Origin of the sequence: Luteipulveratus flavus, assembly GCF_029439465.1 — a bacterium.
GTDB lineage: Bacteria > Actinomycetota > Actinomycetes > Actinomycetales > Dermatophilaceae > Luteipulveratus > Luteipulveratus flavus.
The window spans coordinates 1-26,988 of record NZ_JAROAV010000043.1 but is presented as its reverse complement, the minus strand read 5'-3'; the positions used below and the strand labels follow the sequence as shown (position 1 = coordinate 26,988).

General features: G+C 72.1%; 28 protein-coding genes and 1 pseudogene. 14 read left to right on the top strand and 15 right to left on the bottom strand.

All coding sequences use genetic code 11. From position 1 onward, the window contains the following. The first annotated feature begins 11 nt into the window (after nucleotides 1-11). Both P4R38_RS16265 and pknB read left to right on the top strand, forming a co-directional pair. Nucleotides 12-1,484, top strand: a complete 1,473-nt coding sequence (locus P4R38_RS16265) for a lytic transglycosylase (RefSeq protein ID WP_277193083.1) — start codon at nucleotides 12-14, stop codon at nucleotides 1,482-1,484. A 64-nt stretch (nucleotides 1,485-1,548) separates the two neighbouring features. After that, complete coding sequence (pknB, locus tag P4R38_RS16260) at nucleotides 1,549-3,555, top strand: Stk1 family PASTA domain-containing Ser/Thr kinase (protein ID WP_277193082.1); 2,007 nt, start codon at nucleotides 1,549-1,551, stop codon at nucleotides 3,553-3,555. 15 nt (nucleotides 3,556-3,570) lie between these two features. On the opposite strand, the gene P4R38_RS16255 is transcribed toward pknB, so the two are convergent. Then, nucleotides 3,571-4,935 (bottom strand): class II 3-deoxy-7-phosphoheptulonate synthase, encoded by a 1,365-nt coding sequence (locus P4R38_RS16255; RefSeq protein ID WP_409201281.1) that lies wholly within the window; start codon nucleotides 4,933-4,935, stop codon nucleotides 3,571-3,573. An 87-nt stretch (nucleotides 4,936-5,022) separates the two neighbouring features. Here P4R38_RS16255 and P4R38_RS16250 point away from each other — a divergent pair, with 87 nt between their 5' ends. After that, a complete protein-coding gene (locus P4R38_RS16250; protein ID WP_277193081.1) occupies nucleotides 5,023-5,862 on the top strand; it encodes a DUF1028 domain-containing protein in 840 nt (279 codons plus the stop codon). A gap of 10 nt (nucleotides 5,863-5,872) precedes the next feature. On the opposite strand, the gene P4R38_RS16245 is transcribed toward P4R38_RS16250, so the two are convergent. Continuing rightward, the gene (locus P4R38_RS16245) at nucleotides 5,873-6,787 is read right to left on the bottom strand and encodes a lysophospholipid acyltransferase family protein (protein ID WP_277193080.1); all 915 of its coding nucleotides are present in this window, start codon (nucleotides 6,785-6,787) and stop codon (nucleotides 5,873-5,875) included. Between the two features lie 79 nt (nucleotides 6,788-6,866). Here P4R38_RS16245 and P4R38_RS16240 point away from each other — a divergent pair, with 79 nt between their 5' ends. Together P4R38_RS16240 and P4R38_RS16235 are read left to right on the top strand one after the other, a co-directional pair. Then, on the top strand, nucleotides 6,867-7,613 hold the full coding sequence (locus P4R38_RS16240) for an alpha/beta hydrolase (protein WP_277193079.1): 747 nt from the start codon (nucleotides 6,867-6,869) through the stop codon (nucleotides 7,611-7,613). Beyond that, nucleotides 7,610-8,116, top strand: a complete 507-nt coding sequence (locus P4R38_RS16235; protein ID WP_277193078.1) for a hypothetical protein — start codon at nucleotides 7,610-7,612, stop codon at nucleotides 8,114-8,116. The genes P4R38_RS16240 and P4R38_RS16235 overlap by 4 nt, the downstream gene beginning before the upstream one ends. Nucleotides 8,117-8,136: 20 nt before the next feature. Here the strand turns inward: P4R38_RS16235 and P4R38_RS16230 are convergent, their stop codons facing one another. Genes P4R38_RS16230 through P4R38_RS16205 form a run of 6 tightly spaced genes read right to left on the bottom strand, consistent with a single transcriptional unit; the run spans nucleotide 8,137 to nucleotide 12,750 of the window. Continuing rightward, nucleotides 8,137-8,874, bottom strand: coding sequence for an endonuclease/exonuclease/phosphatase family protein (locus P4R38_RS16230; RefSeq protein WP_277193077.1), 738 nt, complete (start codon nucleotides 8,872-8,874; stop codon nucleotides 8,137-8,139). Beyond that, complete coding sequence (locus tag P4R38_RS16225; protein WP_275239325.1) at nucleotides 8,867-9,844, bottom strand: ROK family glucokinase; 978 nt, start codon at nucleotides 9,842-9,844, stop codon at nucleotides 8,867-8,869. Before P4R38_RS16225 ends, P4R38_RS16230 begins: the two co-directional genes overlap by 8 nt. Then, nucleotides 9,841-10,830, bottom strand: coding sequence for an ROK family glucokinase (locus tag P4R38_RS16220; protein ID WP_277193076.1), 990 nt, complete (start codon nucleotides 10,828-10,830; stop codon nucleotides 9,841-9,843). Before P4R38_RS16220 ends, P4R38_RS16225 begins: the two co-directional genes overlap by 4 nt. Continuing rightward, complete coding sequence (locus P4R38_RS16215; RefSeq protein ID WP_277193075.1) at nucleotides 10,823-11,296, bottom strand: hypothetical protein; 474 nt, start codon at nucleotides 11,294-11,296, stop codon at nucleotides 10,823-10,825. Before P4R38_RS16215 ends, P4R38_RS16220 begins: the two co-directional genes overlap by 8 nt. Next, the gene (locus P4R38_RS16210) at nucleotides 11,293-12,300 is read right to left on the bottom strand and encodes a nucleotide-binding protein (protein ID WP_277193074.1); all 1,008 of its coding nucleotides are present in this window, start codon (nucleotides 12,298-12,300) and stop codon (nucleotides 11,293-11,295) included. Before P4R38_RS16210 ends, P4R38_RS16215 begins: the two co-directional genes overlap by 4 nt. 3 nt (nucleotides 12,301-12,303) lie before the next feature. After that, nucleotides 12,304-12,750 carry an SRPBCC family protein gene (locus tag P4R38_RS16205; protein ID WP_277193073.1) on the bottom strand — a complete coding sequence of 149 codons (447 nt, stop codon included), beginning with the start codon at nucleotides 12,748-12,750 and terminating at the stop codon, nucleotides 12,304-12,306. A 91-nt stretch (nucleotides 12,751-12,841) separates the two neighbouring features. On the opposite strand from P4R38_RS16205, the gene P4R38_RS16200 reads away from it, so the two are divergent. After that, on the top strand, nucleotides 12,842-14,635 hold the full coding sequence (locus P4R38_RS16200; RefSeq protein WP_277193072.1) for an AMP-dependent synthetase/ligase: 1,794 nt from the start codon (nucleotides 12,842-12,844) through the stop codon (nucleotides 14,633-14,635). Here the strand turns inward: P4R38_RS16200 and P4R38_RS16195 are convergent. The 3 genes from P4R38_RS16195 to P4R38_RS16185 are packed head-to-tail and all read right to left on the bottom strand — an operon-like array spanning nucleotide 14,626 to nucleotide 16,677. Continuing rightward, the gene (locus P4R38_RS16195; RefSeq protein ID WP_277193071.1) at nucleotides 14,626-15,441 is read right to left on the bottom strand and encodes a hypothetical protein; all 816 of its coding nucleotides are present in this window, start codon (nucleotides 15,439-15,441) and stop codon (nucleotides 14,626-14,628) included. The genes P4R38_RS16200 and P4R38_RS16195 overlap by 10 nt on opposite strands. Before the next feature lie 32 nt (nucleotides 15,442-15,473). Beyond that, the gene (locus tag P4R38_RS16190; protein ID WP_277193070.1) at nucleotides 15,474-15,692 is read right to left on the bottom strand and encodes a hypothetical protein; all 219 of its coding nucleotides are present in this window, start codon (nucleotides 15,690-15,692) and stop codon (nucleotides 15,474-15,476) included. A gap of 34 nt (nucleotides 15,693-15,726) precedes the next feature. Beyond that, on the bottom strand, nucleotides 15,727-16,677 hold the full coding sequence (locus tag P4R38_RS16185) for a GNAT family N-acetyltransferase (protein WP_277193069.1): 951 nt from the start codon (nucleotides 16,675-16,677) through the stop codon (nucleotides 15,727-15,729). A gap of 102 nt (nucleotides 16,678-16,779) precedes the next feature. On the opposite strand from P4R38_RS16185, the gene P4R38_RS16180 reads away from it, so the two are divergent. Further along, entirely contained in the window at nucleotides 16,780-18,561 is a 1,782-nt protein-coding gene (locus P4R38_RS16180) for a DEDD exonuclease domain-containing protein (RefSeq protein ID WP_277193068.1), read from the top strand. Nucleotides 18,562-18,634: 73 nt separating this feature from the next. Continuing rightward, nucleotides 18,635-18,913, top strand: a complete 279-nt coding sequence (locus P4R38_RS16175) for an Lrp/AsnC family transcriptional regulator (protein ID WP_275239314.1) — start codon at nucleotides 18,635-18,637, stop codon at nucleotides 18,911-18,913. A 9-nt stretch (nucleotides 18,914-18,922) separates the two neighbouring features. On the opposite strand, the gene trpD is transcribed toward P4R38_RS16175, so the two are convergent. Beyond that, on the bottom strand, nucleotides 18,923-19,993 hold the full coding sequence (gene trpD / locus P4R38_RS16170; RefSeq protein WP_277193067.1) for an anthranilate phosphoribosyltransferase: 1,071 nt from the start codon (nucleotides 19,991-19,993) through the stop codon (nucleotides 18,923-18,925). A 4-nt stretch (nucleotides 19,994-19,997) separates the two neighbouring features. Continuing rightward, nucleotides 19,998-20,432: a response regulator transcription factor gene (locus P4R38_RS16165; protein ID WP_275239312.1), complete on the bottom strand. Its 435-nt coding sequence runs from the start codon at nucleotides 20,430-20,432 to the stop codon at nucleotides 19,998-20,000. Nucleotides 20,433-20,622: 190 nt separating this feature from the next. Between P4R38_RS16165 and ctaE the strand changes: the two genes are divergently transcribed. From ctaE to P4R38_RS16135, 6 genes are all read left to right on the top strand, one after another. Further along, the gene (ctaE, locus tag P4R38_RS16160; RefSeq protein ID WP_409201276.1) at nucleotides 20,623-21,282 is read left to right on the top strand and encodes an aa3-type cytochrome oxidase subunit III; all 660 of its coding nucleotides are present in this window, start codon (nucleotides 20,623-20,625) and stop codon (nucleotides 21,280-21,282) included. Nucleotides 21,283-21,343: 61 nt separating this feature from the next. Then, on the top strand, nucleotides 21,344-22,123 hold the full coding sequence (gene qcrC, locus P4R38_RS16155; protein ID WP_275239311.1) for a cytochrome bc1 complex diheme cytochrome c subunit: 780 nt from the start codon (nucleotides 21,344-21,346) through the stop codon (nucleotides 22,121-22,123). Further along, the gene (qcrA, locus tag P4R38_RS16150; RefSeq protein ID WP_277193066.1) at nucleotides 22,123-23,223 is read left to right on the top strand and encodes a cytochrome bc1 complex Rieske iron-sulfur subunit; all 1,101 of its coding nucleotides are present in this window, start codon (nucleotides 22,123-22,125) and stop codon (nucleotides 23,221-23,223) included. The genes qcrC and qcrA overlap by 1 nt, the downstream gene beginning before the upstream one ends. Continuing rightward, nucleotides 23,220-25,016: a cytochrome bc1 complex cytochrome b subunit gene (qcrB, locus tag P4R38_RS16145; protein ID WP_277193065.1), complete on the top strand. Its 1,797-nt coding sequence runs from the start codon at nucleotides 23,220-23,222 to the stop codon at nucleotides 25,014-25,016. Before qcrA ends, qcrB begins: the two co-directional genes overlap by 4 nt. A 133-nt stretch (nucleotides 25,017-25,149) precedes the next feature. Beyond that, a complete protein-coding gene (locus P4R38_RS16140) occupies nucleotides 25,150-25,506 on the top strand; it encodes a metallopeptidase family protein (protein ID WP_275239308.1) in 357 nt (118 codons plus the stop codon). Beyond that, complete coding sequence (locus P4R38_RS16135; protein WP_277193064.1) at nucleotides 25,506-26,264, top strand: hypothetical protein; 759 nt, start codon at nucleotides 25,506-25,508, stop codon at nucleotides 26,262-26,264. The genes P4R38_RS16140 and P4R38_RS16135 overlap by 1 nt, the downstream gene beginning before the upstream one ends. A 75-nt stretch (nucleotides 26,265-26,339) precedes the next feature. Here P4R38_RS16135 and P4R38_RS16130 read toward each other — a convergent pair whose 3' ends face one another. Beyond that, nucleotides 26,340-26,741 (bottom strand): cytochrome c oxidase subunit 4, encoded by a 402-nt coding sequence (locus P4R38_RS16130; protein WP_275239307.1) that lies wholly within the window; start codon nucleotides 26,739-26,741, stop codon nucleotides 26,340-26,342. Next, nucleotides 26,738-26,988 (bottom strand): annotated as a pseudogene (locus P4R38_RS16125) (cytochrome ubiquinol oxidase subunit I); the annotation flags it as partial. The pseudogene P4R38_RS16125 and the gene P4R38_RS16130, both read right to left, overlap by 4 nt.

Genomic DNA, 26,988 nt, shown 5'->3' with positions numbered 1-26,988 from the left:
GAGGACGACCGATGGCACCGTTCGACTACACCCCTCCGCCGAACCCGCACGCGCTGCACAGCATCGACGAGCAGGTCGCGGGCCGGACCTGGGCGCGCTACACCGTCCGGCCGGGTGACTCGTTGGCCAAGCTCGCCCGCACCCACCAGACCTCGATCGCCGTGCTCGTGCACAAGAACCGCATCAGCGACCCGCGCAGGCTCCCGGTGGGCGCGGTCATCCAGGTCCCGACGGGGAAGGCACCCGTCCGCTCGGCCGCCCCGGTGACCAGGCCGGCGGCGCGGGCCGCGGTGGCGCCTCGTGCGGCCACGGCTCACAAGCAGCCCGTCCGGCAGCTGCGCACCCATGTCGTGCGGCCGGGCGACAACCTCATCACGCTGGGCATCCGGTACGGCGTCGGCTGGTCGGCCCTGATGAAGGCCAACGGCCTCGCCAACCCGAACCAGATCGCGGTCGGCCGGGTCCTGCAGGTCCCGGTCCGGCCCGGCGCACCCGTCCAGGCCCCGGCGAGGCCGACCCCCGCTCCCGCCACGCCCCGCGCCGCCACGCCGCGGCACCCGGTGTCCAGGTCGGCGGTGCTGCCGCGGACCCACACGGTCCGGCCGGGCGAGAACCTCATCGGCCTCGGCGTCCGGTACGGCGTCGGCTGGCGCGCCCTGATGAACGCGAACCACATGTCGGACCCGAACCGGGTGTCGGTGGGTACCGTGCTGCGCATCCCGGCGAAGGGGCAGCCCGTCCCGGCTCCCGCCCCGGCACGACCGACGCCGAAACCGGCGCCCCCGCAGGCGAAACCGGCACCCGAGCCCGCACCCCCGCAGGCCAAGCCCGCTCCCAGACCCGCGCCGAAGCCCGCCCCCAGGCCCGCGCCGAAGCCGGCCCCTCCGAAGACCAAGCCGGCTCCTCCGAAGGCGACACCTCCCCACGCCAAGCCGGCCCCACCGAAAGCCAAGCCGGCCCCGAAGCACACCGCCCCCACGTCGTCCGGCCGCAGCAGCCGGAACAGCTCCAACACGTTCCTGGGCCGTACCTACCCCGACCACGTCGTGGCGTCGGCGAGCCGCAACCGCGAGGCGCTGCGCCACGTGGCCGTCCCCTCCCGCAGCCAGACCCGGGACCTCATCGTGCAGACCGCCCGCCGCTACGGCGTGGATCCTCGGCTCGCGCTCGCGATCGGGTGGCAGGAGTCGGGGTGGAACCAGCGCTCGGTGTCCGTGGCGAACGCCGTCGGGGTGATGCAGGTGATGCCGAGCACCGGCACGTGGTGCAGTGACATGGTCGGGCGGCGGCTCAACCTGATGAACCCGCGCGACAACGTCACAGCGGGTGTCGTGCTCCTGCGCTGGCTGACGACGCACGCGAGCAGCCGCGACCAGGCCATCGCCGGCTACTACCAGGGGCTCGGCGGCGTGCGGAAGAACGGCATGTACCCCGACACCCGCGCCTACGTCCGCAGCGTCAAGCAGCACATGGCCCGCTTCTGAGGCGGACGGCACCGTCTCGCCGCGCCTGTCCGGCCCCTCCGCCCGGCCTCCGTACACTCGGGGCGTGTCCAAGGTCGCGTCGTCGTCACTCGTCGGTCGTGTGATCGACGGTCGGTACCGCGTGGTCTCCCACCACGCCGACGGTGGCATGGCGTCGGTGTTCGTCGCGGTCGACGAGCGCCTGGACCGCGAGATCGCCCTGAAGGTCATGCGCGCCGACCTCAGCCGCGACGAGGCGTTCGTCGCCCGGTTCCGGCGCGAGGCCCGGTCGGCGGCCCGCCTCTCCCACCCCCACGTCGTCAGCGTCTACGACCAGGGCCAGGACGGGACGTACGTGTTCCTGGTCATGGAGCTCGTGCGCGGGCGGACGCTGCGCGACGTCATCCGCGCCGACGCCCCCCTGACCGCTCGCGCTGCCCTGGACATCTTCGAGGTCGTGCTGCGGGCGCTGGCCGCCGCGCACGGCGCGGGCCTGATCCACCGGGACGTCAAGCCCGAGAACGTCCTGATCAGTGAGGACGGCTCCGTCAAGGTCGCCGACTTCGGCCTCGCCCGGGCCGTCACCACCGACACGCTGACCACGAACAGCGACGTCCTGCTCGGCACGGCCGCCTACCTCTCTCCGGAGCAGGTGGAGCACGGCACGGTCGACCAGCGCAGCGACGTCTACTCCGCGGGTCTGGTGCTGTTCGAGATGCTCACGGGCGAGAAGGCGTACGCGGGCGACAGCCCGATCCACGTCGCCTACCAGCACGTGCACGGCGCCGTGCCCCGTCCCTCCGACGCGGTCGCGGGCATTCCCACCGAGCTGGACGACCTCGTCGCGCTCGCCTCGGCGAAGGACCCCACGGACCGGCCGGAGAACGCCGCAGCCATGCTGCAGGAGGTACACCGCACCCGGGCCCGGCTGGACGACGACACGCTCGACGGACGGCCCGAGCCGGCGTCGCCTCCGGCCCAGGCCGGGACCGTCACGCCGACGAGGGCCATCCGTCGCACCGGCGCTACGGACCCGCTGCGCCGCCCGCCCGTCGGCGCTGGGCCCGCACGACCGCACACCGGGCCGGACCGGCGCGTCGCGACCGCCCGCACCGGTGGTCCGCCCAGGGGCATGAAGCCGGTCCGGGCCGTTGGTCCCGGCGGGCCACGCCCCGGCGGCGCCCGGCGAGCCGGATCGCCCGACCGGCGTACGGGCTGGTGGATCGCCGCCGCCGTCGCCGTTCTGGTCGCGATCACCGGCAGCGGTGCCGCCTGGTGGTTCACCGCAGGGCCCGGAGGCGCCAGGACGGTACCGAACGTCGTCGGCGTCGGACGCGGCAGCGCCGTCCGCACCATCGACGAGGCGGGCCTGCCCGTCCAGGTGCGCGAGGTGTTCAGCGAGACGGTCGCCCGCGACTCCGTCGTCCGGACCGTCCCGGGTGCCGGCGCCGACCAGCGCCGGTCCGAGGCGGTCGTCGTCGAGGTGTCGAAGGGCCCGGAGCGCTACCTGGTCCCCACGCTGCCCGGGGTCTCCCAGGCGGCCGCGGAGCAGCGCCTGACGTCGGCCCGGCTCGCCCGGGGCACGGTGACGCAGGCCTACAGCGAGACGGTGGCGTCCGGCCTGGTCGTCAGCAGCCGTCCCGGCACGGGCGCGGAGCTGAGGAAGGGCGCGAAGGTCGACCTCGTCGTCAGCAAGGGCCGCGAGCCGATCACCGTGCCCGTGGTGACCGATCAGCCGCAGGCGTCCGCGGCAACCACCATCACCGATGCCGGCCTCACGGTGTCGCTCGCCCCGCAGGAGTTCAGCGACACCGTGCCGCAGGGCAACGTCATCCGTCAGTCCCCCGGCAGCGGCACCCTGTTCCGCGGCGGCCAGGTGCAGCTGGTCGTCTCGAAGGGTCCGCAGATGGTCACGGTGCCGCGGGTCGTGGACCAGAGCACCGGTCAGGCGCGCCGGACTCTCCAGGACGCCGGGCTGAAGGTGAAGGTGAAGCGCCTGTTCGGCGGGCTGTTCGACACCGTCCGCGACCAGGACCCGGCGCCCGGGACGAGCGTGCCCCGCGGCACCGAGGTGACGATCTCGGTCGTGTGAGACCGAGACCGCCGGTCAGCGCACGCGCTGGCTGAGCATCTCCGCGACGAGGAACGCCAGCTCCAGGCTCTGCTGATGGTTCAGGCGAGGGTCGCAGGCCGTCTCGTACCGCTTCTCCAGGTCCGCGGCGAGGATCTTCTCCGAGCCGCCGAGGCACTCGGTGACGTCGTTGCCGGTCAGCTCGACGTGGATGCCGCCCGGGATGGTCCCCAGTGCCTGGTGCACCTCGAAGAACCCGCGCACCTCCTCGACGACGTCGTCGAACTCGCGGGTCTTGTACCCGGTCGAGGACTCGAAGGTGTTGCCGTGCATCGGGTCGGAGACCCACACGACCTGCGCACCGCTCGCGGTGACCTTCTCGACCACCTTGGGCAGCGCGTCACGCACCGTGCGGGCGCCCATGCGGGTGATGAACGTCAGACGACCGGGCTCGCGGTCCGGGTCGACCTTGTCGATGATCCGCAGGACCTCGTCCGGGTCGACCGTCGGGCCGAGCTTCACACCGACCGGGTTGTGGATCCGCGAGACGTAGTCCAGGTGGGCGCCGTCCAGCTGGCGCGTGCGCTCGCCGACCCACACGAAGTGCCCGGACGTGGCGTACGGGTTGCCGGTCCGGGAGTCGATGCGCGTCAGGGGCTGCTCGTAGTCCAGCAGCAGCGCCTCGTGGCTGGCGAAGAACTCGACCGAGCGCATCGCGTCGAAGTCCGCGCCGCAAGCGGCCATGAACCGCATCGCCCGGTCGATGTCGCGCGCGGTGGACTCGTACCGCGCGTACGCGGCGTTGGCGATGAAGCCGCGGTTCCACTCGTGCACGTGCCGCAGGTCCGCGAACCCGCCGCTGGTGAACGCGCGCACGAGGTTCAGCGTCGCCGAGGACGTGTGGTACGCGCGGACGAGCCGGTCGGGGTCCGGACGGCGGGCCTCCGGGGTGAAGGCGAAGTCGTTGACCATGTCCCCGCGGTACGCCGGCAGGGTCACCTCGCCGCGCGTCTCGTCATTCTTGCTCCGGGGCTTGGCGTACTGACCCGCGATCCGGCCCATCTTGATGACGGGCGTGCTCGCGCCGTAGGTGAGAACCGCCGCCATCTGCAGGATCGTCTTGACCCGGTCGCGGATGTTGTCGGCCGTCGCGGACTCGAACATCTCGGCGCAGTCGCCACCCTGCAGCAGGAACGCCTCACCACGAGCCGCGTCGGCGAGGCGGCCGCGCAGCACGTCGCACTCGCCGGCGAAGACCAGCGGCGGATAGGAGGCGAGCGTCCCGCGGACCCGCTCGAGCGACCCGTCGTCGGGCCAGATGGGCTGCTGCGCCGCGGGCAGGTCGGGCCACTGCAGCCCCGAGGAGCTCGGGTGCGTGGGGGCCTGGCCGGCGGATGACACGGTCGTACTCACTCCCTCAGGGTAGTTGGCCGACCTGTGCCCGTCGGACCAGCCCACGTCTCGGACAGGCGGGGATAGCGTGACGCGGTGACCTTCTCCATCGTGGCCCGCAGCGGTCAGTCCTACGGCGTCGCCGTCGCCAGCAAGTTCCTCGCCGTCGGGTCGGTCGTCCCGTCGGTGAGCCCGTACGGTGCGGTCGCCACCCAGGCGTGGGCGCGCACTGCGTACAAGGAGGAGCTGCAGGAGCTGCTCGCCGCCGGCGTCGACCCGCAGGACGCCCTGCGCCGCGCGACCGAGGCCGACGAGCGCTCCGCCGTACGGCAGGTCGGCGTCGTCGGGTCCGGCGGTGCCGCCACCTTCACCGGCTCCGAGGCGATGGCCTGGTGCGGCGGCCGTCGCGGTCAGCAGGGCGACGAGGCGTACGCGATCCAGGGCAACATCCTGGTCGGCGAGCAGGTCGTCGCGGAGATGGAGCGCGCCTGGCTCGAGGGTTCGGGCGCGCCGTTCGAGCAGCGGCTGGTCCAGGCCCTCGTCGCGGGCGACCGAGCCGGCGGTGACCGCCGTGGCCGTCAGTCGGCGGCGATCCTCGCCCACTCCCCCGGCACCGGGTACGACGACAGCGGAGTGCTCGCCGACCTGCGGGTGGACGACCACGCCGACCCGGTGACCGAGCTGGCCCGGCTGCTGGACCTGCAGGACCTCTACCTGGGGCGCCCGGGGCCGATCCTGCCGCTCGAGGGCGAGCTGGCGACGGAGGTACGTGAGCGACTCGCCGCGGCGGGCCACGCGACGCCGGACCTGCACGAGGCGCTGGCCGACTGGGCCGGCGCCGAGAACCTGGAGATGCGACTGACCTCCGAGGGCATCGACACGCGGGTCCTGGAGGTCCTGCGCGACAGCACCGCCGGAGGAGCCGCCACCGGCTGAGACCGGTCGGTCAGGCGCTGGCCGGCTTGCTGTCCCGGCCGGCACCCGTCAGTCGCGAGTCACTCCCCGACGGGGACGCGACCGCCTCGCCGTCGACGGCCGTCGAGGCGGGCTCGTCGGCCGCGGACTCCGCCGCTGCCGCCTCGCTGGCCGCGCGCCGCTGCTGGACCCGCTCGATACGTGCCGCGGCCTCCTCCTGGAGGTGGTGCGCCAGCGCCGCCGCCCCGCTGCCGATCTCCTTGGCGCGGGCCGTGAACCGGTCCTTGACCGAGGAGGCGTACACGTCGACGTACTCCTGACCGGACAGCAGCATCAGCTCGTACATGACCTCGTCGGTGATCGAGCGCAGGATGAAGCGGTCGTCCTCCATGCCCTCGTAGCGGGAGAAGTCCATCGGACGACCGATCCGCACGCCGACCCGCATGATCTTGGGGATCACCGTGCCGGTCGGCTGGGCCTTGTCGGTGTCGATCATGGCGACCGGGAGCACCGGCACCTTCGCCTCGAGCGCCATCCGCGCGACACCCGTCTTGCCCTTGTAGAGGCGACCGTCGGGCGAGCGGGTGCCCTCGGGGTAGATGCCGAACAGCTCACCGCGCCCGAGCACCCGCAGGCCCGCCTGGATGGCGGCCTCGCTGGCCGAGCCACCGGAGCGGTCGATCGGGATCTGGCCCACCCCGCGGAAGAAGGCGGCGGTCAGGCGGCCCTTGACACCCGTACCGGTGAAGTACTCCATCTTCGCCGGGAAGGTGATGCGTCGCTCGAGCACGAGCGGGAGGAAGATGGAGTCGGAGAACGACAGATGGTTGCTCGCGAGGATCGCGCCACCGGATCGCGGGACGTGCTTGTCCCCCTCGACCCAGGGTCGGAACAACAGATTGAGAAGAGGGCCGAGGACGACCTTCTTCAGCACCCAGTAGAACACCGCACCTCCGCCTGCCGGTCTGACCGCTGAACTCTACGGCACCCTCGCACGCGGCCGACGTCGATGGAAGGATGATCCCATGCAGATCCTGCCCGGCGCCGAGCCCTGGTCGTTCGACGGGTCCTCGGTCGGCGTGCTGGTGTGCCACGGCTTCACCGGCACGACGCAGAGCGTGCGCCCGGTCGCGCAGCGTTGCGCCGAGGAGGGCTGGACCGTCCGCATGCCGCGGCTACCCGGTCACGGCACCACCTGGCAGGACCTCAACCGCACGGTGTGGACCGACTGGTACGCCGAGGTCGAGGTGGCCTACGCCGAGCTGCAGGAGCGGTGCTCGCAGGTGGTGGTCGTCGGGCTGTCGCTCGGCGGCAGCCTGGTGACCCTGCTCGCCCAGGAGCACTCCGACGTCGCCGGTCTGGTGCTGGTCAACCCGGCGTACGCGCCGAAGGACCCCCGCCTGAAGGCGCTGCCGCTGGCCAAGCACCTGGTCCCCTCGCTCGCGGCGATCGGGGGCGACATCCGCAAGCCGGGCGTGACCGAGCTCGCGTACGACCGCACCCCGCTGAAGTCGCTGCACTCCGCGGTCCGGCTGTGGCGGCGCGTCAGCCGCGACCTGCCCAGCGTCACGGCGCCGATCCTGCTGATGCACTCCCCGGAGGACCACGTCGTCGAGCCGTACAGCTCCGAGCTGCTGCTCGCGCGGGTCTCCAGCACCGACGTCACCGAGATCCTGCTGGAGGACTCCTTCCACGTGGCCACCCTGGACCACGATGCGGAGCGCATCCTGGAGGAGACCGTCGCCTTCGTCCGAAGGGTGAGCACCTCATGAGCTCTGACTCGCGCGACAACGAGAGCACCGACTTCGACGCGCGGTTCGCCGAGATCATCGCCCAGTTCGACGACGACCCGCTGGACTCCTCGGCGCTGGACGAGCGACCCGAGGACACGGCGCCCGAGGCGAAGCCGCGGGACGCCGAGGGCGAGCCGGCGCCCGCGCTCGACCCCCCGTCGGACCCGCTTCACAGCCTGCCGACCCAGTGGCGGATGCCGAGCACGGACGACCCGCCGGCGCTGATGGAGGACGAAGGCACCTACGAACCACCGCCGCCCGCTCCCCTGCCCGCGGGAGACCTGCACTTCTGGGCGATCCTCACGGCGATGGTGGGTGGTCCGCTGTGGCTGCTGTACCTGTTCCTGTTCGACCGGTACGCCCGCCCGCTGTGGTGGGTGCTCGCGTGCGCGACCTCCGCGGCCGGCGTGGTGCTGCTGATCCTGCGTCAGCCGGCGAACCGCGACGAGCAGGACGAGGACGACGACGGCGCGGTCCTCTGAGACGGCGCCCCGCTCCGGCCTCAGGCCTGCGGGAGCCGCAGCGCGCCGAGGTCCAGGTCGAGGTACAGCGGCCGGTGATCGGTGGCCGCGACCAGGTCGGCCTCCTCGAGCGCGATCTGCGGGCGGACCGGCTTCAGCGCGGGTGAGGCGAAGATCGCGTCGATCCGCTTGACCGGAGCGCTGCTGGGGAAGGTCAGGACGTCGCCGTTGGCGTCCTCCAGGTCTCGGGACAGCTCGGTCCAGGCGTTCCCCTGGTGCGTCTCGTTGATGTCACCGGCGATGACCAGCGGCGAGTCCTCGCCGAGCTCGGCGGACCGGCGCAGCAGCGCCGCGTGGTGCGGCCGCTCGGCGGGACGCAGGCTGAGGTGCACGCTCACCGCGGTGATCGGGAGGTGGCCGGGCAGGCGCAGCCGCGCGAAGGCGTACCCCCGCGGCTCGTCCGGACGCCGTACCGGCAGGTTGCGGTGACCGGAGTCGAGGACGTCCACCCGCAGCGCGGTCAGCAGGGTCGTGCTCATCCGGCCACGGTGCCCACCGCCCCAGAACAGACCCAGGCTCGCGGCGAAGTCGGCGATGCGGTGGCCGGAGAAGGGGTGGCGCGGCACCTCCTGCAGGCACAGCACGTCGGGCTGCAGCGTCGAGATCACCCGCCGCAGCGCGTCCGTGTCGTCCTTGAACGCCCGCACGTTGTACGAGACCACGCGCAGCAGGCTGCTGCCCGACCCGCCGCCGGGCGCGGGCTCGACGTGATCAGTCATGAGGGACCACAGCGGCGCGGGCCAGGTCGGCCGCGCCCACCAGCCCCGCCTCGTTGCGCAGCCTCGCGGCCTTGATCCGTGCCTCCGGCCGGTAACCGCGCCCGGCGAGATGGCGCCGGAACGACTCGCGAGCGGGGTCGAGGAGCAGGTCGCCGGCGGCGCTCACGCCCCCTCCGATGACGAACGCACCCGGGTCGAACGCGTTGGCCAGGTTGGCGAGACCGGTGCCCAGCCAGGTGCCGATCTCGGCGAGCAGCTCGGCGGCGATCGGGTCGCCCTGCTGGGCCGCCTCGGTGACCATCGGGCCGGTGATGGCGGCGACGTCGTCGCCCACGTGAGCGATGAGGTCGGCGGCCAGGGGCGACTGCGCCTGGACCAGCGAACGCGCCTCTCGCACCAGGGCGTTGCCGCTGGCGTACTGCTCCCAGCACCCCCGGTTGCCGCACTCGCAGCGGTGGCCTCCGGGCATCACCTGCATGTGCCCGAACTCGCCGGCAATGCCGAAACGACCTCGCTGGATCCGGCCGTCGACCAGCACGGCGCCACCGATGCCCGTCCCGAGCGTGACCATCACCAGGTGCGACTCGCCCTGGCCGGCACCGAAGCGCCACTCCGCCCAGCACGCGGCGTTCGCGTCGTTGTCCACGAAGACCGGGAGCTCGATGCGCCGGTCCAGCGCCTCGCGCAGCGGCTCGTGCCGCCACGACAGGTGGGGGGCGAACACGACCGTCGCGCGGTCGGCCGCCACGAAGCCGGCGGCACCGATCCCGATCGCCGCCACCGGCTCCTCGCTGCCCTCGAGGAGCTCCTCGACGACGCTGACGATCATGTCCTCGACGACCCGCGGTGCGGTCGATCGGTGTGGGGTGTCGCGGCGGGCGCGCAGCAGGACCGTGCCGTGCTCGTCGACCAGCCCGCCCGCGACCTTGGTGCCGCCGATGTCGATGCCGATCGCTCGCGGCGTGCTCATCCGCGGCCTCCTGCCTGCGTCCGGCACTGCGCCTCCCGCGCCAGCGCTGCCGCCCCGATCATGCCAGCGTCGTTGACCAGGCGCGCCGGGACGACGTCGGGCAGCGGCCGGTGGCCCTGGCCCGTGAGGTTGGCCTCGTACGCCGTCCGCAGGGGCTCCAGCACGAGGTCGCCGGCGGCGCTCAGACCGCCTCCGACGACGACGAGACCGGGGTCGACGACGGCCGCGATGGACGCGAGTCCCTCACCGAGCCACCGTCCGACCTCGGCGACCAGGTCGACGCACAGCGGGTCACCGTCCTGCGCGAGGGCGGTCACGTCCGGGCCGGTGAGCCGGTCGACGTCCTGCCCGCACCGCACGCCCAGGGCTGTGGCCCTGGGGTCGCCGGCGGTCACTGCCGCGCGCGCCTGTGCGAGCAGTGCGTTGCCGCTGGCGTACGCCTCCAGGCAGCCCCGGAGGCCGCACGGGCAGGGCCGTCCGTTCCGCTCGACGCGAATGTGCCCGAGCTCACCGCCGATCCCGAATGCGCCTCTGCGCAAGGACCGTTCGGTGACCACGGCACCGCCGACGCCGGTACCCAGCGTGACCAGGACCATGTTGTCGGCGTCCTGAGCCGCACCGTGCAGCAGCTCGCCGTACGCGGCGGCGTCCGCGTCGTTCTCCATCACAACGGTGCGCCCGCACGCCTGTGCGAGCAGCGCCCGCAGCGGGAAGTCGCGCCACGCGAGGTTCGGGGCGAACCGGATCGACTCACGCTCGGCGTCCAGGTAGCCGGCACACGCGACGCCCACGGCGGCGGTGTCGTCGCTGCCGAGACGGGAGACCAGCCCGGCGAGCGCCGCGACGATGGCGTCGGGGTTCGAGGCCGGGGTGGGCACGTGCTCGCGCCGCAGGACACGGCCGTCGTGGTCGACCACCGCAGCGGCGATCTTGGTACCGCCGACGTCGAGCCCGATGGTCGTCCCGGTGGTGGCGCGCTCAGACATCGTCCGGACCGGGCTGCTCGTCGGCATCGGCGTCGACCACGTCGACCGTCTCCTGGCGCCCTCGTTCCCGGGCCGGTCCCTCGGGTTCGACGGGAGCCTCGGCGCCTGCGCGGCTCTCGCGCCGGTCGGCGGCCACCGCCTGGAGCGAGCCCGCGACCATGCCGAGCAGGTCCGCGACGCGCTCCATCGTCTCCGGCTGGATGCTGTGCAGCAGGGCCACCCCACGACAGATCGGGCACACCCCGCAGACGGACTCCACGACGGGCGTGGAGCACGCGCAGGCCGGCTCGGCGCTGTCCTCGGGGGCGCGGGTCGCGTCCCGCTCCGCACGCCCGGACGAGGCGGCGTCAGGCTCCGACTGCGGGGACCGGTGCGCGGCGGTCAGACCGGCGAGTGCCTCCATGAGACGCATCGCCTCGTCGGACACCGACGGTGTCGGATCGGACTCATCGGGCGGGCGCGTCACGACATCTCCTGCTCATCGGGCTCGAATCGCACCTCCAGGGTGCCGTCGCGCACCACGGCACGGCGTGCGCGACATCGTCTCAGTGCGGTCGGCAGCCGGGCCACTCGCCTCACGCCGACCGCCTCGATCACCAGGTCGTCGTCGGATCGTGTCACGCGTACGTCCCGAGATCGCAGCAGCGGCAGGCCGATCCGCCACAGCCACGCCTCTCCGTCCGGGGTGATGGTCGCGGCGCACCGGCTCGGTCCGGCGGTCACCAGGTCGAGCAGCGGCTCGGTCGCGCGACTCCCGTCCGGGACGAGTGGCACCGCCTCGGTGTCCTCGCTGTCCGCGCGACCGCGGACCCGCGCGCGCAGCTCGACGCCGTGCAGCGCCAGGCCGACCTCGTGCCGGAGGGACCGCCGATCGACGGGCGACGGCTCCACCAGGACGGCGACAGCCCCGCTCATCAGGTCGCGCACCGCCACCGCTTCCTGGTGGGCATCGGCCAGGGCGCGCGCCACGCGGTCCCCCGGCCAGCGCCGGCCGAGAGCCGACGCGACGAGCGGGTTCGACGTGGTGAGCCATCCGCGCTGGGCCGGCAGCACCCGGGCGGCGAGCCAGGGCATCCGTTCGGCCACGGCGGCCAGGTCGACCGCGCGGGAACCGGCGTCGACGACGAGGAGCTGCGTGGAGGAAGCGCGCTCCCGCAGCGCGAGGAGCATCGCCACCAGGTCGCTGCCCGGGAGAAGGCCCACCTCGTCCACGAGTCGATCGTCCAGGCCGAGCAGCCGCACCAGCTCGCGCAGCATCGAGGCGCTCGAGCGGTCGGCACGCGCGGAGACGTCGACGAGGCGGGGCCGATCGCCGTGCGGAGGGAGCAGCGAGGCCGCTCCACAGACAGGGTCCAGATCGGCCAGGACGACGTCGACGCCCTCAGCGGCCGCTGTCGTCGCGAGCCGCGCCGCGACGGTCGAGGACCCCGCGCCACCGGCCCCGGCCACGAGGACCAGCTGCGCCGGCACGGCTCAGGCCTCGGCGCGCTTCTTCAGCTCCTTGAGGGCCGTGTCGATGATGACCTTCTCGGCCTTGCGCTTGAGCACGCCGAGCATCGGGAGCGACACGTCGACGGCGAGCTCGTACCCGACCCGCGTGCCGCCCGATCCGTCCGAGGTCAGCGTGTACGCACCGTCGAGAGCCTTCAGCAGCGTCGCCTTCACCAAGGTCCAGGAGACCGTGCCGGTCCCGTCCTCGTCGACCTCCCAGGTGTAGCCCAGGGTGTAGGTGTCCTTGATCACGCCGGCGTCCAGGACGAACTCGACCTCATCAGCCCAGCCGTCGGTGTCCTCGACCAGCACCTTGGCGCTCTTCACCTGCCCTGCCCAGTCCGGGTAGCGCTCGAAGTCGGCGATGACGTCGAGGACCGTCTCGGGTGCTGCGGAGACGTCGATGGAGGACTGTGTTCGCTCGGCCATGCAGCGCACTGTAGCCCGCAGGCCCCCACGTGCCGGTCGCGGCGGCGGATACGCTGCGAATGATCCAGCCACGGTCCAAGGAGGCACTGCTGTGCGGGAGCTCGACGTCCCACCGCTCGTCGTCCCGACGACCCAGGGCAACCTGTCTCTGCTGCCCGTCCGCAACGCCGAGGTCGATCCGCAGGGCGTCGGCTACTCCCGCCGCACCGACGAGGGCGCCTGGCAGGACGTGACGCACGCCGAGTTCGCGGCCGCCGTCGAGAGCCTGGCGAAGGGCTTCATCGCCGCGGGCATCGAGGCCGGCGACCGCGTCGGTCTGCTGTCCAGGAGCAGGTACGAGTGGACCCTCACCGACTTCGCGCTCCTGGCCGCGGGCGCGGTCGTCGTTCCCGTCTACGAGACCTCCTCGGCCGAGCAGGTGTCGTGGATCCTCGGCGACTCCAGAGCGGTCGCGGTCGTGGTCGAGACCGCCGACCACGCGGCGACCGTCGCGGCCGTCCGACCGGACCTGCCCGTGCTCCGGGACGTGTGGCAGATCGACACCGGCGGCCTGGACGAGCTCGTCGAGGGAGCCGTCGAGATCACCGACGCCGAGCTGCGCAGCCGCCGCACACTGGCGGACCGTGCCACGACCGCGACGATCGTCTACACCTCCGGCACCACCGGCCGGCCCAAGGGCTGCGTCCTCACCCACGGCAACTTCCTCACGCTGACCGAGAACGCCGTCGAGCGACTGAAGACCGTCGTCGACTCCCCCGCCGCAGCGACGCTGCTGTTCCTGCCGCTCGCGCACGTGTTCGCCCGACTGATCCAGTTCGTCGCGGTGTACTCCCGCTCGCGGCTGGGCCATGTCGCCTCGACCGCCACGGTGGTGGACGACCTGGCGGTGTTCCGGCCGACGTACGTGCTCGCGGTGCCGCGGGTGTTCGAGAAGATCTACAACACCGCCGAGCAGCAGGCCATGGCCGCCGGGCGTGGCCGGCTGTTCGACCTCGCCACCCGGACGGCCGTGGGCTGGAGCCAGGCCACCGGCGCCGGTCGTCGCGCCCCGCTGTCGGTCCGCGCCCGCCGCGCGGCGTTCGACCGGGTCGTGTACCGCCGGCTCCGCGAGGCCATGGGCGGTCGGATGGAGTACGCGATCAGTGGTGGTGCGCCGCTCGGCGAACGGCTCGGCCACTTCTTCGCCGGTGCCGGTATCCCCGTCCTCGAGGGGTACGGCCTCACGGAGACGACGGCGCCGGCGACGGTCAACACCCCGGAGCTGACCAAGGTCGGCACGGTCGGGCCCCCGCTGCCCGGTGTGGCCGTCCGGATCGCCGAGGACGGTGAGGTCCTGGTGGGCGGCGTCGGGGTCTTCCAGGAGTACCTCGGCAACCCGGACGCGACGGTCGCCGCCCGGCAGGACGGCTGGGTCCGGACCGGTGACCTGGGCGAGCTCGACGCCGACGGCTTCCTGCGCATCACCGGGCGCAAGAAGGAGATCATCGTCACCGCCGGCGGCAAGAACGTCTCGCCGATGATCCTCGAGGACCGGCTGCGCCATCACGCGCTGGTCTCGCAGTGCGTGGTCGTGGGCAACGGGCGTCCGTTCGTCTCCGCGCTCATCTCCCTCGACGCGGAGATGCTCCCGACCTGGTTGGCCGCGCACGACCTGGAGCCACTCGACGTCGAGGCAGCACGCCACCACCCGGCCGTGCTGGAGGAGCTGCAGCGCGCGGTCGACGACGCCGACTCCGCCGTCAGCCGCGCCGAGTCGATCCGCGAGTTCCGGGTGCTACCAGTCGATCTCACCGAGTCCAACGGGTACCTCACGCCCTCGCTGAAGGTGCGCCGGGCACTGGTCGAGCGCGACTTCGCCGACGAGGTCGAGCAGATCTACAGCTGACGCCGCAGCCAGGCGCCGTACGTGGGCCCCAGGCTCGACGGTGTGGTCCCGTAGGTGCGGCGGAAGGCGCCGCTGTCCCCCGCGTCCGCCGCCCGGACGAATCGCGTGAACGCCTCCAGGCCTGTGCGGTCGACCAGGAAGGTGCACCACGCCCACGCCTGCTGGTACCCGAGCGGCAGCACCGTGCGCGACCGGAGGCGCAGCACGTCGTCGGTCGGTGGGCCTCCGGGGACGCGTCCCGCGGCGACCTCACGCGCCAACGACGGCGCGACGGTCGCGGCGGGCAGGCCGGTCGCCCGGTACGCGGTGAGCTCGGCGGAACCCTCGACGACCCACAGCGGCACCCCAGTCAGCCCGCCCTGCCCGAGCGCGACGTGGGTGAGCTCGTGGGTGATGACCACCTGCCGACCGGGCGCGGAGGTCGAGGTCCACAGCGTCGGGTGGATGGCGACCAGACCTGCGGCCGTGGTCACGGCCGGAACCGTGCCGTCGGCGGGCCGGCCCGTGAGCCGAGCGAACTCCTCGCCCGTCGCGGCGATGACCACGCGTACCGCGATGGTGGACCACCTCGGGCGCCAGACCTCGCTGACGAGACGCATCCCGGTGCTCACGTGGGCGCGGTACGCGGCGAGCTGCGAGGCAGGGACCGATCCGAGGACCTGCACGGTGCCCGGGCGCTGCGTGCTCGTGCGTCCGGTCGGCGTACGCGGGGTGCTCGGCGCTGCCGAGGTCCCGGAGGAGCAGGCGGCGACCAGCGGCAGGGACGCGATCGCGGCGACCACGCTGCGACGGGTCGGCTGCTGCACCGCCCCAGGCTACGGGGACCGGCGGGCGATGCTCACACCGCGGACGCCAGCCCCGGCCAGGGCTCCTTCCTCGCCTGGGCACGGTTGGCCTCCTGCGGGCTCACCAGGCCGGCGGACACCAGCGCCGTCACGGCCTCTCGCTCCGCGGGGTCCAGCGGGAGGTCGTGCGGCGAGATGGTCAGCATCGCGGTGACCATGCAGTCCTCGCAGTGCGTCCCTCGGACGGGGCACGTCCGGCAGTCGACGATCATGGCTGTCCTCCTTCCGTGAGGTCCTGCCTGCACGCTAGGAGGCACCACCGACAGACCCGAGGACGTAGGTCCGGGTGCGCCCGATCGCCCGCATCCCGAGCGTGCCGTACAGGTGGCGGGGCACCGGGTACGCGTCGTCCCCCCGCGGACACACCACGGCTCCCTGCGCGCCCGCTCGCGCCAGCGCCACGAGCAGGGCCGCACACGCCGCCCGGCCGAGCCCGCGGACGGCGTACGAGGGGTCCGTCCCGACCGGTTCGATCAGACCGCTGCGCGACACCGGGTCGAACCAGCCGAGCGCCGAGGCGACCAGCCGGCCGTCGGACGCCTCGACGACCAGGTCGAGGTCACGGCGGTAGAGGGTCGTCGCGGTGACCCGGTCGTACGCCTCACGGTCGAAGGAGGACTCGGTCGCTCGTCCGTTCGTCGTCCCTCCGGCCATCGCCAGGACTCGCGCCGGCGCCCACGACCGCCGGTGCACCAGGACGCGTGCCTCGACGTCGTCGCTGCGCACGGACCTGATGCGGTAGCCCCGCGGCAGCAGAGCCTGGGGCAGCGCGCCGGCCAGCGGCCGGTGCTGGTGGACGAACCACGCACTGCCGGCGGACTCCCGCGCGCCCAGGTGCTCCAGCCCGGCTCGCAGGTGCCGCTCGCGGTCCAGGACGGGCACGACGACACGACCGAGCGTCCCCACCCACGCCATCACCTCGTCGCGGACCTCGGGGCGCGGCGACGGCTCGACGTGCAGGTCCAGGTATGCGGGCGCGCCGGTGTCCGCGTACGCCCAGGCGACCACGTGCGAGCCCTCGGACCAGAGCCGGCGGGGGCCGAGCGCGGGCGCGGCGGCCGACCACGCGACGTCGCCGGCGTGGGTGCGCTGGCACGGCGTCCACGTCCGGCACACCGCGCGCACCCGCCGCTCCAGGACGGCGGAGGGCTCGGGACCAGCAGCGAGGTCCGTCACCTCCAGCTGTGCTCGTGTCATCCCCCGATGGTCATCGGCGGGCCTCGGTGCGCGCCAATCGTTTTCCAGGCCGACGGGCGGGCCGACCCCGGCCGTGTCAGAGCCGGCCCCTAGCGTCTGGGCATGCCATCGAGCCCGGCCCCGCGCGCCATCCAGGCGACGTTCGACGACCTCGGCACCGCGCTGCACGACGTCACCTTCGTCGTGGTCGACCTCGAGACGACCGGCGGCAGCGCCCAGACCGACGAGATCACCGAGATCGGCGCCGTCAAGGTCCGCGCAGGAGAGCAGCTCGGAGAGTTCCAGACGCTGGTCAACCCCGGCCTGCCCATTCCCGCGTTCATCTCCGTGCTCACCGGCATCACCGACCGGATGGTCGCCTCGGCACCGCGGATCGACACCGTGCTGCCGGCGTTCCTGGAGTTCGCCCGCGACGCGGTCCTGGTCGCCCACAACGCGCCGTTCGACGTCACGTTCCTGCGCACCAACGCACAGCGGCTGGGCCTGCCGTGGCCGGGGCACCAGGTCGTGGACACCGCGCACCTCGCCCGGCAGCTGGTGACCCGCGACGAGGCGCCGAACCACAAGCTGTCGTCCCTGGCCCGGCTGTTCGGTGCCGCCACGACGCCCGACCACCGTGCCCTGCACGACGCCCGGGCGACCGTCGACGTGCTCCACGCGCTGCTGGGGCGGGTCGGCAACCTGGGCGTGCACACGCTGGAGGAGCTCGGGTCCTACTCCGCGAGGGTCACCACCGCGCAGCGGCGCAAGCGCTTCCTCGCCGACGGGCTGCCGTCCGCACCCGGGGTGTACGTCTTCAAGGACGCCGAGCAACGACCGCTCTACGTCGGCACGTCCGTCGACATCCGGCGGCGCGTCCGGACGTACTTCACCTCCAGCGAGCAGCGCACCCGGATGGCGGAGATGGTCGGCATCGCCGAGAGCGTCACCCCGATCGTGTGCGCGACGGCGCTGGAGGCACAGGTGCGTGAGCTGCGGCTCATCGCCGAGCACAAGCCGCGGTACAACCGGCGCAGCAGGCACCCGGAGCGGTCGGTGTGGGTGAAGCTCACGGTCGAGCCGTTCCCCCGGCTCTCGATCGTCAAGGAGGTGCGCGGCGACGGAGCGCACTACGTCGGGCCCTTCTCCGGCCGTCAGCAGGCCGAGCAGGCGGTCGCCGCCGTGCACGAGGTCGTACCCCTGCGGCAGTGCACCCAGCGGCTGTCCCCGACCAAGCGGGTCAGCGCCTGCGCGCTCGCCGAGATGGGTCGGTGCGGCGCACCGTGCACCGGTGGCCAGACCGTGGAGGAGTACGACGCGGTCGTGCTGCGCGCCAGCGCCGCGCTCTGCGGTGACGCCGAGCCGTTCGTGCGGTCCTTGGAGGAGCGCATGGCCCACCTCTCCGAGCAGGAGCGGTACGAGGACGCCGGCGCCCTCCGCGACCGCCTCCTCGCTCTGGTGCGCGGGGCAGCGCGGGCTCAGCACCTGGCACCGCTCGCGGCCAGCCCGGAGATCGTCGCGGCCCGCCGTGCCGACAGCGGCGGGTGGGAGATGGTGTGCGTCCGGTACGGGCGTCTCGCGGGGAGCGCCCTGTCACCCCGCGGCACCGACCCCATGGCCACGGTCGAGTCGCTGGCCGTCAGCGCAGAGGTGGTCGCGGCGCCGACCGGGCCTGCCCCTGCCGCGCTGCCGGAGGAGACCGAGAAGATCCTTCGCTGGCTGGAGACCCCCGGCGTGCGCCTGGTCCACCTCGAGGGTGCCTGGACCTGCCCGGTCAACGGCGCCGGACGCTCGCGCGACCGGCTGGAGCCGCTCGTGCGCGCACGCGAGCAGGTGAGCGGGTTCGACGAGCCGCACGGCCGTCTGCTCAGCCGTCCGCCGAAGGCGGTCCGCAGCGGCGTCTGAGGGCGGTCCAGCGGGCGTCCGGCACGGTCGCCCGGCCGGGCCCCAGGGGCGGCACGCTGGCTAGAGTGGCCCGGTGATCTCCGCCATCGTGCTCATCAAGGCCGACGTGAACCGCATTCCGGAGGTGGCCCAGGCCATCGTCGAGATCGAGGGCGTGAGCGAGGTCTACTCCGTGACCGGCGACGTCGACCTCGTCGCGGTCGCCAAGGTGGCGCGGCACGAGGACTTCGCCGACGTGATCGCCGACCGGCTGAACAAGGTCGAGGGCGTCCGCGACACCCAGACGCACATCGCCTTCCGCACCTACTCCTCGAAGGACCTGGGCGAGGCGTTCAGCATTGGTGGCGACTGAGCCGACCGGCTAGACCGACGCGGTCGCCTCGACCCAGCGCTGCAGGGTGCTGGCCGCAGCGCCCGAGTCGATCGCTGCTGCCGCGGCAGCAACCCCCGCCGAGACGGCGGAGGCGAGGTCGTCGTGCGAGCCGAAGCGCGACTCCGAGCCGTCGGGGTCACCGGTCGCCGTGATCGCCAGTGCGACGCCGGCGTTGAGCAGGACGGCGTCGCGGACCGGGCCGATGCGCCCCTGGACCAGCTCGCGGACCACACCCGCGTTGTGGTCGGCGTCCCCTCCGCGCAGCGCCTCCAGCGGTGCGGGTGCGAGCCCCACGTCCGAGGGAGAGATGCGGTGCTCGGTCACGTCCTGCCCGCGTACCCACCACACGCGTGAGGTCGTCGAGAGCGTGAGCTCGTCCAGCCCGTCGTCGCCGCGGAAGACGGCCGCGTCCTTGCCGCGGTCGGCGAACACGCCGGCGATGTTCGCGGCCATGCGCTCGTCCGCCACCCCGATGGCGGCGTAGCGGGTCTGCGCGGGGTTGGTGAGCGGTCCCAGCACGTTGAACGCGGTCGGGATGCCCAACGCGCGGCGCGCGGACCCCGCGTGCCGGAACGAGGGATGGAAGGTCTGGGCGAAGCAGAACGTGATGCCGGCGCGCTCCCCTACCCGCAGCACCTGGTCGGGGGTGAGGTCGAGCCGCACGCCGAGCGCCTCGAGGACGTCCGCCGACCCGGAGGAGGAGCTGGCCGCCCGGTTGCCGTGCTTGACCACGGTGGCGCCCGCCGCGGCGGCGACGACGGAGGACATCGTCGAGATGTTGACCGTGTGCGCCTGGTCGCCGCCGGTGCCGACGATGTCCAGCGTGCGCCCCGGTACCTCGATGCGGATCGCCCGCTCGAGCATGCCGTCGGCCAGGCCACGCATCTCCGCGGCCGTCTCGCCCTTGGCCCGCAGCGCGACCAGGAACCCCGCGAGCTGGGCGGGGTCGGCCTGCTCGGTGAGCACCTGGTCCATCGCCCAGGCCGTCTGCTCGGCGGAGAGGTCGTTCCCGCTCAGGAGGGAGGTCAGGACCTCGGCCCAGGAGGTCCGGAAGGTCATCGGCTCAGGCCGACGGCGCGGCGTGCCGTGCGACGGCGGCCATCGTGCTGCCCAGCGTGAGCGGGTCGATCGGCTGCGGCACCGCCGCGTCGGCGAGGGACCAGGACGCGAGCCACGCGTCCTGCGGCCGACCGGTGAGGACGATGACCGGCGGGCAGTCGGAGATCTCGTTCTTGAGCTGTCGGCACAGGCCCATGCCGCCCGCAGGAGTGGCCTCGCCGTCCAGGATCAGCAGGTCGTAGCCGCCGGCGTCGACGGCCTCGATCACGGCCTCCGGCGTGGCGCACTCGCGCCAGCGGGCGACCTCGACGTCGCGCGCCGGCCGGCGCCCGACACCGATCCGCACGGCGTCGCGAGTCGCGATGTCGTCGCTGTAGAGCAGGACGGACAGGCTGCGGACGGTCGGCTGCGCGGGTGCGACGGAAGCGGTCGAGGCCATGCGGCGATGCTACCCATCCAGGCCGGGAACTCGTACGCGGGCCGCCGCGTTGGGCTGCTCGCAGGTAGTGACCGACCGACCGTCGTACTACGCTTCGTCGTATGCGTTCGTACGATCCCGGTCGGTCTCTCACGTCGGAGGCGGTCCCCCCAGGGGGTCGCCCGACCCTTGCTGCGCGGATGGGGCCATAATGGCCGACGTGGCGACCGCGACTGCTCAGACGAGCCAACCAGGAATCCCCGCCGGACACGGTCCGGTGACCCGCCCGAACATGACCGCCGTCGGCACGATGGTCTGGCTCGCGAGCGAGCTGATGTTCTTCGCCGGGCTCTTCGCGATGTACTTCACGATCCGGTCGGTGGCGCCCGAGCTCTGGACCAAGAACACCGAGGTGCTCAACGTCCCTTACGCCCTCGCCAACACCCTCGTGCTGGTGATCTCCTCCGTGTGGTGCCAGCTCGGCGTCTTCAAGGCGGAGCAGGGCGTTCCCTTCCGCACCGGCAAGCTGTTGCAGCTCGGCCAGTGGGGCATGCGCGAGTGGTACGTCCTGACGTACATCTTCGGCTCGGTGTTCGTCGCCGGTCAGGTGATGGAGTACTCCGAGCTCGTCCACGAGGGCATCCGGCTGGACTCCGACGCGTACGGCTCGATGTTCTACCTGACCACCGGGTTCCACGGTCTGCACGTGACGGGCGGTCTGCTCGCGTTCCTGCTGATCATCGGCCGGACCTTCACCTCTCGTCGCTACACCCACCACCAGGCCACCGGCGCGATCGTGACCAGCTACTACTGGCACTTCGTCGACGTGGTGTGGATCGCGCTGTTCGCGACCATCTACCTCCTGCAGTGAGGTCCGCGATGACGACGCCTCATCTGCCCGCCCCTCCCACCGACGAAGACAGGACGACCACGTGAGCTTCCTCGCCGCTCGCCGCCGACACCCAGCAGCCATCGTGCTCGTGCTGCTGCTGGGGCTGGTCGTGACCGGCGGCCTCTACACCGCGCTCGCCCCCAAGGACGCGAAGGCCGCCACCGCGACCGCCGACGACGTGAAGGCCGGCAAGGACCTGTTCCTCGCCAACTGCGCCAGCTGCCACGGCACCAACGCCAACGGCACCGCAGCCGGCCCCTCGCTGGTGGGTGTCGGCGCGGCCGCGGTCGACTTCCAGGTCGGCACCGGACGCATGCCGCTGACCCAGCCGGGCGTCCAGGCCCAGCGCAACAAGGTCACGATGGACGCCACCGAGACCAAGCAGCTGGCCGCGTACGTCGCCTCGCTCGGCCCCGGCCCCGCCGTGCCGGCCACGGAGTACACCAACGGCAACGGCAACATCGCCAAGGGCGGTGAGCTGTTCCGGGTCAACTGCGCCATGTGCCACAACTTCGCCGGTTCCGGCGGCGCGCTGACGCGCGGCAAGTTCGCGCCCAGCCTGCGCAACATCGAGGGCAAGCACATCTACGAGGCCATGCTGACCGGCCCGCAGTCGATGCCGGTGTTCAACGACACCAACCTCTCCCCCCAGGACAAGAACGACGTCATCGCCTACCTGCACAACGTCGACAACGAGGCCAACGCCGGCGGTCACAACCTCGGCAACCTCGGTCCGGTGTCGGAAGGCATGTTCGCCTGGACCATCGGTATCGGTCTGCTGATCGGCGCCGCGGTCTGGCTCGGACGGAAGGCTGCCTGATGAGCGAGCACGACAACCTGCCCGAGCGCAGCTCCGGGTCCTCGCCGGTCGACCTGAGCAAGGGTCACGTCGAAGGCACCGGCGGTCTGCCCGCCCGCTTCGAGAACCCGGGGCTGCCCGCGCACGTCCACCGCCACGGTGACGACGACGACGCCGCCGCCCGACGCTCCGAGCGTCAGGTCGCCGGACTGTTCGTCCTGTCGATGCTGGCCACGGTCGGCTTCGCGGTGGCCTACTTCGCCATCGACAAGAACTCCACCGTCACCCTCCCGCTCGTCGGCGTCACGAACGCCCTGCACGTCGCGCTCGGCGTGACGCTGGGCCTCTCGCTGCTGGGGATCGGCCTGGGCGCCGTGCACTGGGCGAAGACGCTGATGTCCGACGAGGAGATCGTCGAGGAGCGCCACGTGCTGCGCTCGGACGACGGGGCGCGTCAGGGCGCCATCGACGTCCTCACCGAGGGCGGCGAGTCCGCCCAGATCCGTCGCCGGCCGCTGATCGTCTACACCCTCGGCGGTGCGCTCGGGCTGTTCGCCGTGCCGCTCGGCCTCCAGCTGGTGGGCTCGCTCGGCCCGCTGCCCAAGAACGACCTGTCGACCACGCTGTGGAGCACCCGGATCGGTCAGCGGGACGGCAAGGGCGGGCGCAAGCGCAAGCTCATGCGCGACCCCGAGGGCACCGCGATCCGCCTCACCGATGTCACGCTGGGCTCGGTGTTCCACGTGCTGCCCGAGGGCATCAACGAGACCGAGCACCCGCTGAACGAGAAGGTCAAGGCCTCCGTCATCCTCGTGCGACTGGAGGAGTCCAAGATCAGGAGCCAGCGCCAGCGCGACTGGGGCATCGACGGCGTCGTGGCCTACTCCAAGATCTGCACGCACGTCGGCTGCCCGGTCGGTCTGTACGAGCAGCAGACGCACCACCTGCTGTGCCCGTGCCACCAGTCGACGTTCGACATGACCGACGACTGCAAGGTGATCTTCGGCCCGGCCAAGCGCCCGTTGCCACAGCTGAAGATCTCTGTCGATACTGAGGGATACCTCGTTGCCGACCAGGGCTTCGCAGAGCCTGTCGGCCCGAGCTTCTGGGAGCGTGGATGAGTACTGAGACACCGGCCCGCAGCGCCGACGCGCTGCGCAAGGACGACGACACCTCAGCCCCGGCGAAGGGCGCCGGCGCTGTCGGCGCGGTCGCGAGCTGGGTGGACGAGCGCACCGGCACCGCCAAGGGCTTCCGCTACCTGATGCGCAAGGTCTTCCCCGACCACTGGTCCTTCATGCTCGGCGAGATCGCCATGTACTCCCTGGTGATCCTGCTGCTGACGGGCACCTTCCTGACCTTCTGGTTCGTGCCGAGCGCGGGCCACACGGTCTACGACGGCAGCTACGAGCCGTTGAAGGGCATCGCGATGTCCGAGGCGTACGCCTCGACGGTGGACATCTCCTTCGACGTGCGCGGCGGCCTGATCATCCGGCAGATCCACCACTGGGCGGCGCTGCTGTTCATCGTGGCGATCATGCTGCACATGTTCCGGGTGTTCTTCACCGGCGCGTTCCGCAAGCCGCGCGAGATCAACTGGATCATCGGTCTGACGCTGCTGATGCTGGCGCTGGTCGAGGGGTTCGCCGGCTACTCGCTGCCGGACGACCTGCTCTCCGGTACCGGCCTGCGAGCCGCCGAGGGCTTCATGCTCTCCATCCCGGTCCTCGGGTCGTACATCTCCTACATGGTGTTCGGCGGCGGCTTCCCGGGTGAGGCGATCATCCCGCGGCTCTTCACGGTGCACGTGCTGCTGCTGCCCGCGATCATCGTCGGGCTGTTCACGGCGCACATCATCCTGGTGATGGTGCACAAGCACACCCAGTACCCCGGCCCCGGCCGCACCGAGAAGAACGTCGTCGGCTTCCCGATGATGCCGGTCTACATCGCCAAGGCGGGTGGCTTCTTCTTCATCGTCTTCGGCATCACCGCGCTCATCGCCGGCCTGGTCACGATCAACCCGATCTGGGCGTACGGGCCGTACGAGCCGACGCAGGTCACGGCCGGCTCGCAGCCCGACTGGTACATGGGCTTCGCCGACGGAGCGCTACGACTGCTGCCGGGCTTCCTGGAGTTCGACCTGCTCGGACGCACCTGGAGCTTCAACATCTTCCTCGGCGCCATCGCGCTGATCCCGGTGCTGTTCACCATCGCCGGCGCCTACCCGTTCCTGGAGGCGTGGATCACCGGTGACAAGCGCGAGCACCACATCCTGGACCGCCCGCGCAACGCTCCGACCCGGACCGCCCTGGGCATGGCCGCGATCAGCTTCTACGCGGTCCTGTTCTTCGCCGCCGGCAACGACATCATGGCGATCAAGCTGCACCTGTCGATCAACGACATCACGAACATCCTGCGCCTGTCGGCCGTCATCCTGCCGCCGCTGGTGTTCTGGGTGACCAAGCGCATCTGCCTGAGCCTGCAGCGGCGCGATCGTGACCTGGTGCTGCACGGCCGCGAGACCGGCCGCATCGTCCGGACGGCGGACGGCCGGTTCTTCGAGGCGCACGAGCCCCTCGATGCGCACACCCGCTGGCGTCTGGTGGCGTTCGAGTCGAACCGGCCGCTGGAGCTCCCGGAGGGCAGCGACAGCAACGGCGTCCGTCGCATGGGTGCGGCCAAGCAGCGCCTGCGCACGCGCCTGTCGGGCTTCTGGTTCAACGACCGCATCGAGGCGGTGACCCCGGCCGAGCTGGCCGCGGCGCACCACCGCGGCGAGTACGAGGCCCTGGAGGCGGCGGCCGTCGAGGACAGCCACCCGCAGGAGTTCGGCGGCCACCTGCACGGCGGCGCCGAGGAGATCGGCACCAGCCACGCGTACGGCCACCTCGAGGAGGAGAAGAGCGACCGCTGAGGTCCTCCCTCCCCCGGACGACGAAGGGGCGGAACCGCTGTCGAGCGGTTCCGCCCCTTCGTCGTGCCGTCGGTTCACGCGCCTCTCGACCCCGGTACCCGTCGTGTGCTGCAGCGTGAGCAACAATGCGGACGTGGCCGTTGACCTGAGCGACGAGGAGTTCGACGAGATCGTCGGAGAGGCGCTGGACGGCGTGCCACCCGCGTTCCTCGACCGGCTGGACAACATCGCCATCCTCGTCGACGACGAGCCTCCCCCGGACGGTCCGGTGCTGCTGGGCCTGTACGAGGGGACGCCGCTGCCCGAGCGCGTCGGTGGCTGGGGCTACGGCTCGTTGCCGGACCGGATCACCATCTTCCGCGGTCCGCTACGACGCCTGGCGCGCGACACCGACCACCTGCGTCACGAGATCACCGTGACCGTGGTCCACGAGCTCGGACATCACTTCGGGATCGACGACGATCGGCTGCACGAGCTCGGCTGGGGCTGATGACGTTGCCGCCGGATGCATTCACCGGGCTGTCCGTCCTGCGGCTCGAGTACGACGTCCCAGCACGTCGGCCCGACTGGCCGAATCTGGCCATCCGCGTGGACGGCGAGGACCCGTTTGTCGCGGTCGCGAAGGACTGGCGTGGTTTCGACCCGTCGACGATGCTCGGCCCGGCCTCACCCTTGCTGCCCGACGACAACGGACGTCGCGTCGCGCTGTACCGATGCTCCTGCGGCGAGGCCGGCTGCGGCGTGATCGCGCCCGTCATCGTGGCGTCCGCCGACCGGCGCCGAGTCTCGTGGGTGGACTTCCGGGACTACGTCGGCGTGTTCGACGGCCCGACCTCTCAGACAGTCGAACGCCACGAAGGCCGTCCCTGGGATCTGCCGGACATCCACTTCGAGCGAGACCAGTACCTTGCGGAGGTCGAGCGCGCCACGAGCGACCGAAGCTGGGAAACTCCGCGGCGGCAGGTCGCGCGCCTGCTCCAGCAGCGCCTCGAGCCACTGCGGCTGCTCCTGCCGCCTGACGATCTCGGTCTGGCGGGGGTCACTCCCTCATGGCTCGGCCACGGTGTTGTCGTGACGTTCGAGCTCATGATGCACGGCCCCGGCGCTTTCCATCACCCGCTGCTGCACCTCACCAGCAGTCAGAGCGAACCCGAGCACGCGGCCGAGGACATGGCGCACCAGCTGCTGTCGGTGCGGCCCGACGAGTGGGCCGACACTTTCGGCCAGCCGCCGACTGAGCGCACCTGAGAGCCAGGGAACGACAAGACGGACGGCGCCGCCTCCCGGTGAGGAAGGCGGCGCCGTCGGCGTGTGCGGAGAGCGTCAGATGGCGTTCTCGCCGCGGAAGTACTCGAACACCCAGCCGACCGCCGAGATGGCCAGCAGCGGCATCCCGATGATCACCAGCCACCAGCCGACGGCCAGTCCGAGGAACACGACCGCGCCGGAGAGGCCCAGAAAGAACGGCCACCAGCTGTGCGGGCTGAAGAACCCGTAGTCGCCCTCGACGTCGGAGATGTTGCCCTGGGGGTCATCGTCCGGACGCGGACCGAGCTTGCGGGCGGTCCACCAGACGAACCCGCCGATCATGGCGCAGAGGCCGCCGGTCAGGAACAGGCCGACGACGCCGACCGGCTCCTCCCAACCGGTCCAGATGCCGTACCAGATCCCGACGCCGAAGCAGAAGACGCACAGGATCGCGAAGAGCTTGTACTCGACCTTCATCGGTCACTGTCCTCCGGGTGAGTGCCGCCCAGGGTCTGCGCGCCGTGGTCGGCCGGGCCGACGATCTTGGCGAGCGTGTCAGGAGCGGGCTGGACGGACGCCACAGCGGCCTCGGGGTGGTTGATGTCGAACGCCGGGCGCTCCGAGCGGATCCGCGGGATGGAGTTGAAGTTGTGCCGCGGCGGCGGGCACGAGGTCGCCCACTCCAGCGAGCCGCCGTACCCCCCCGGGTCGTCGCTCTGCACCA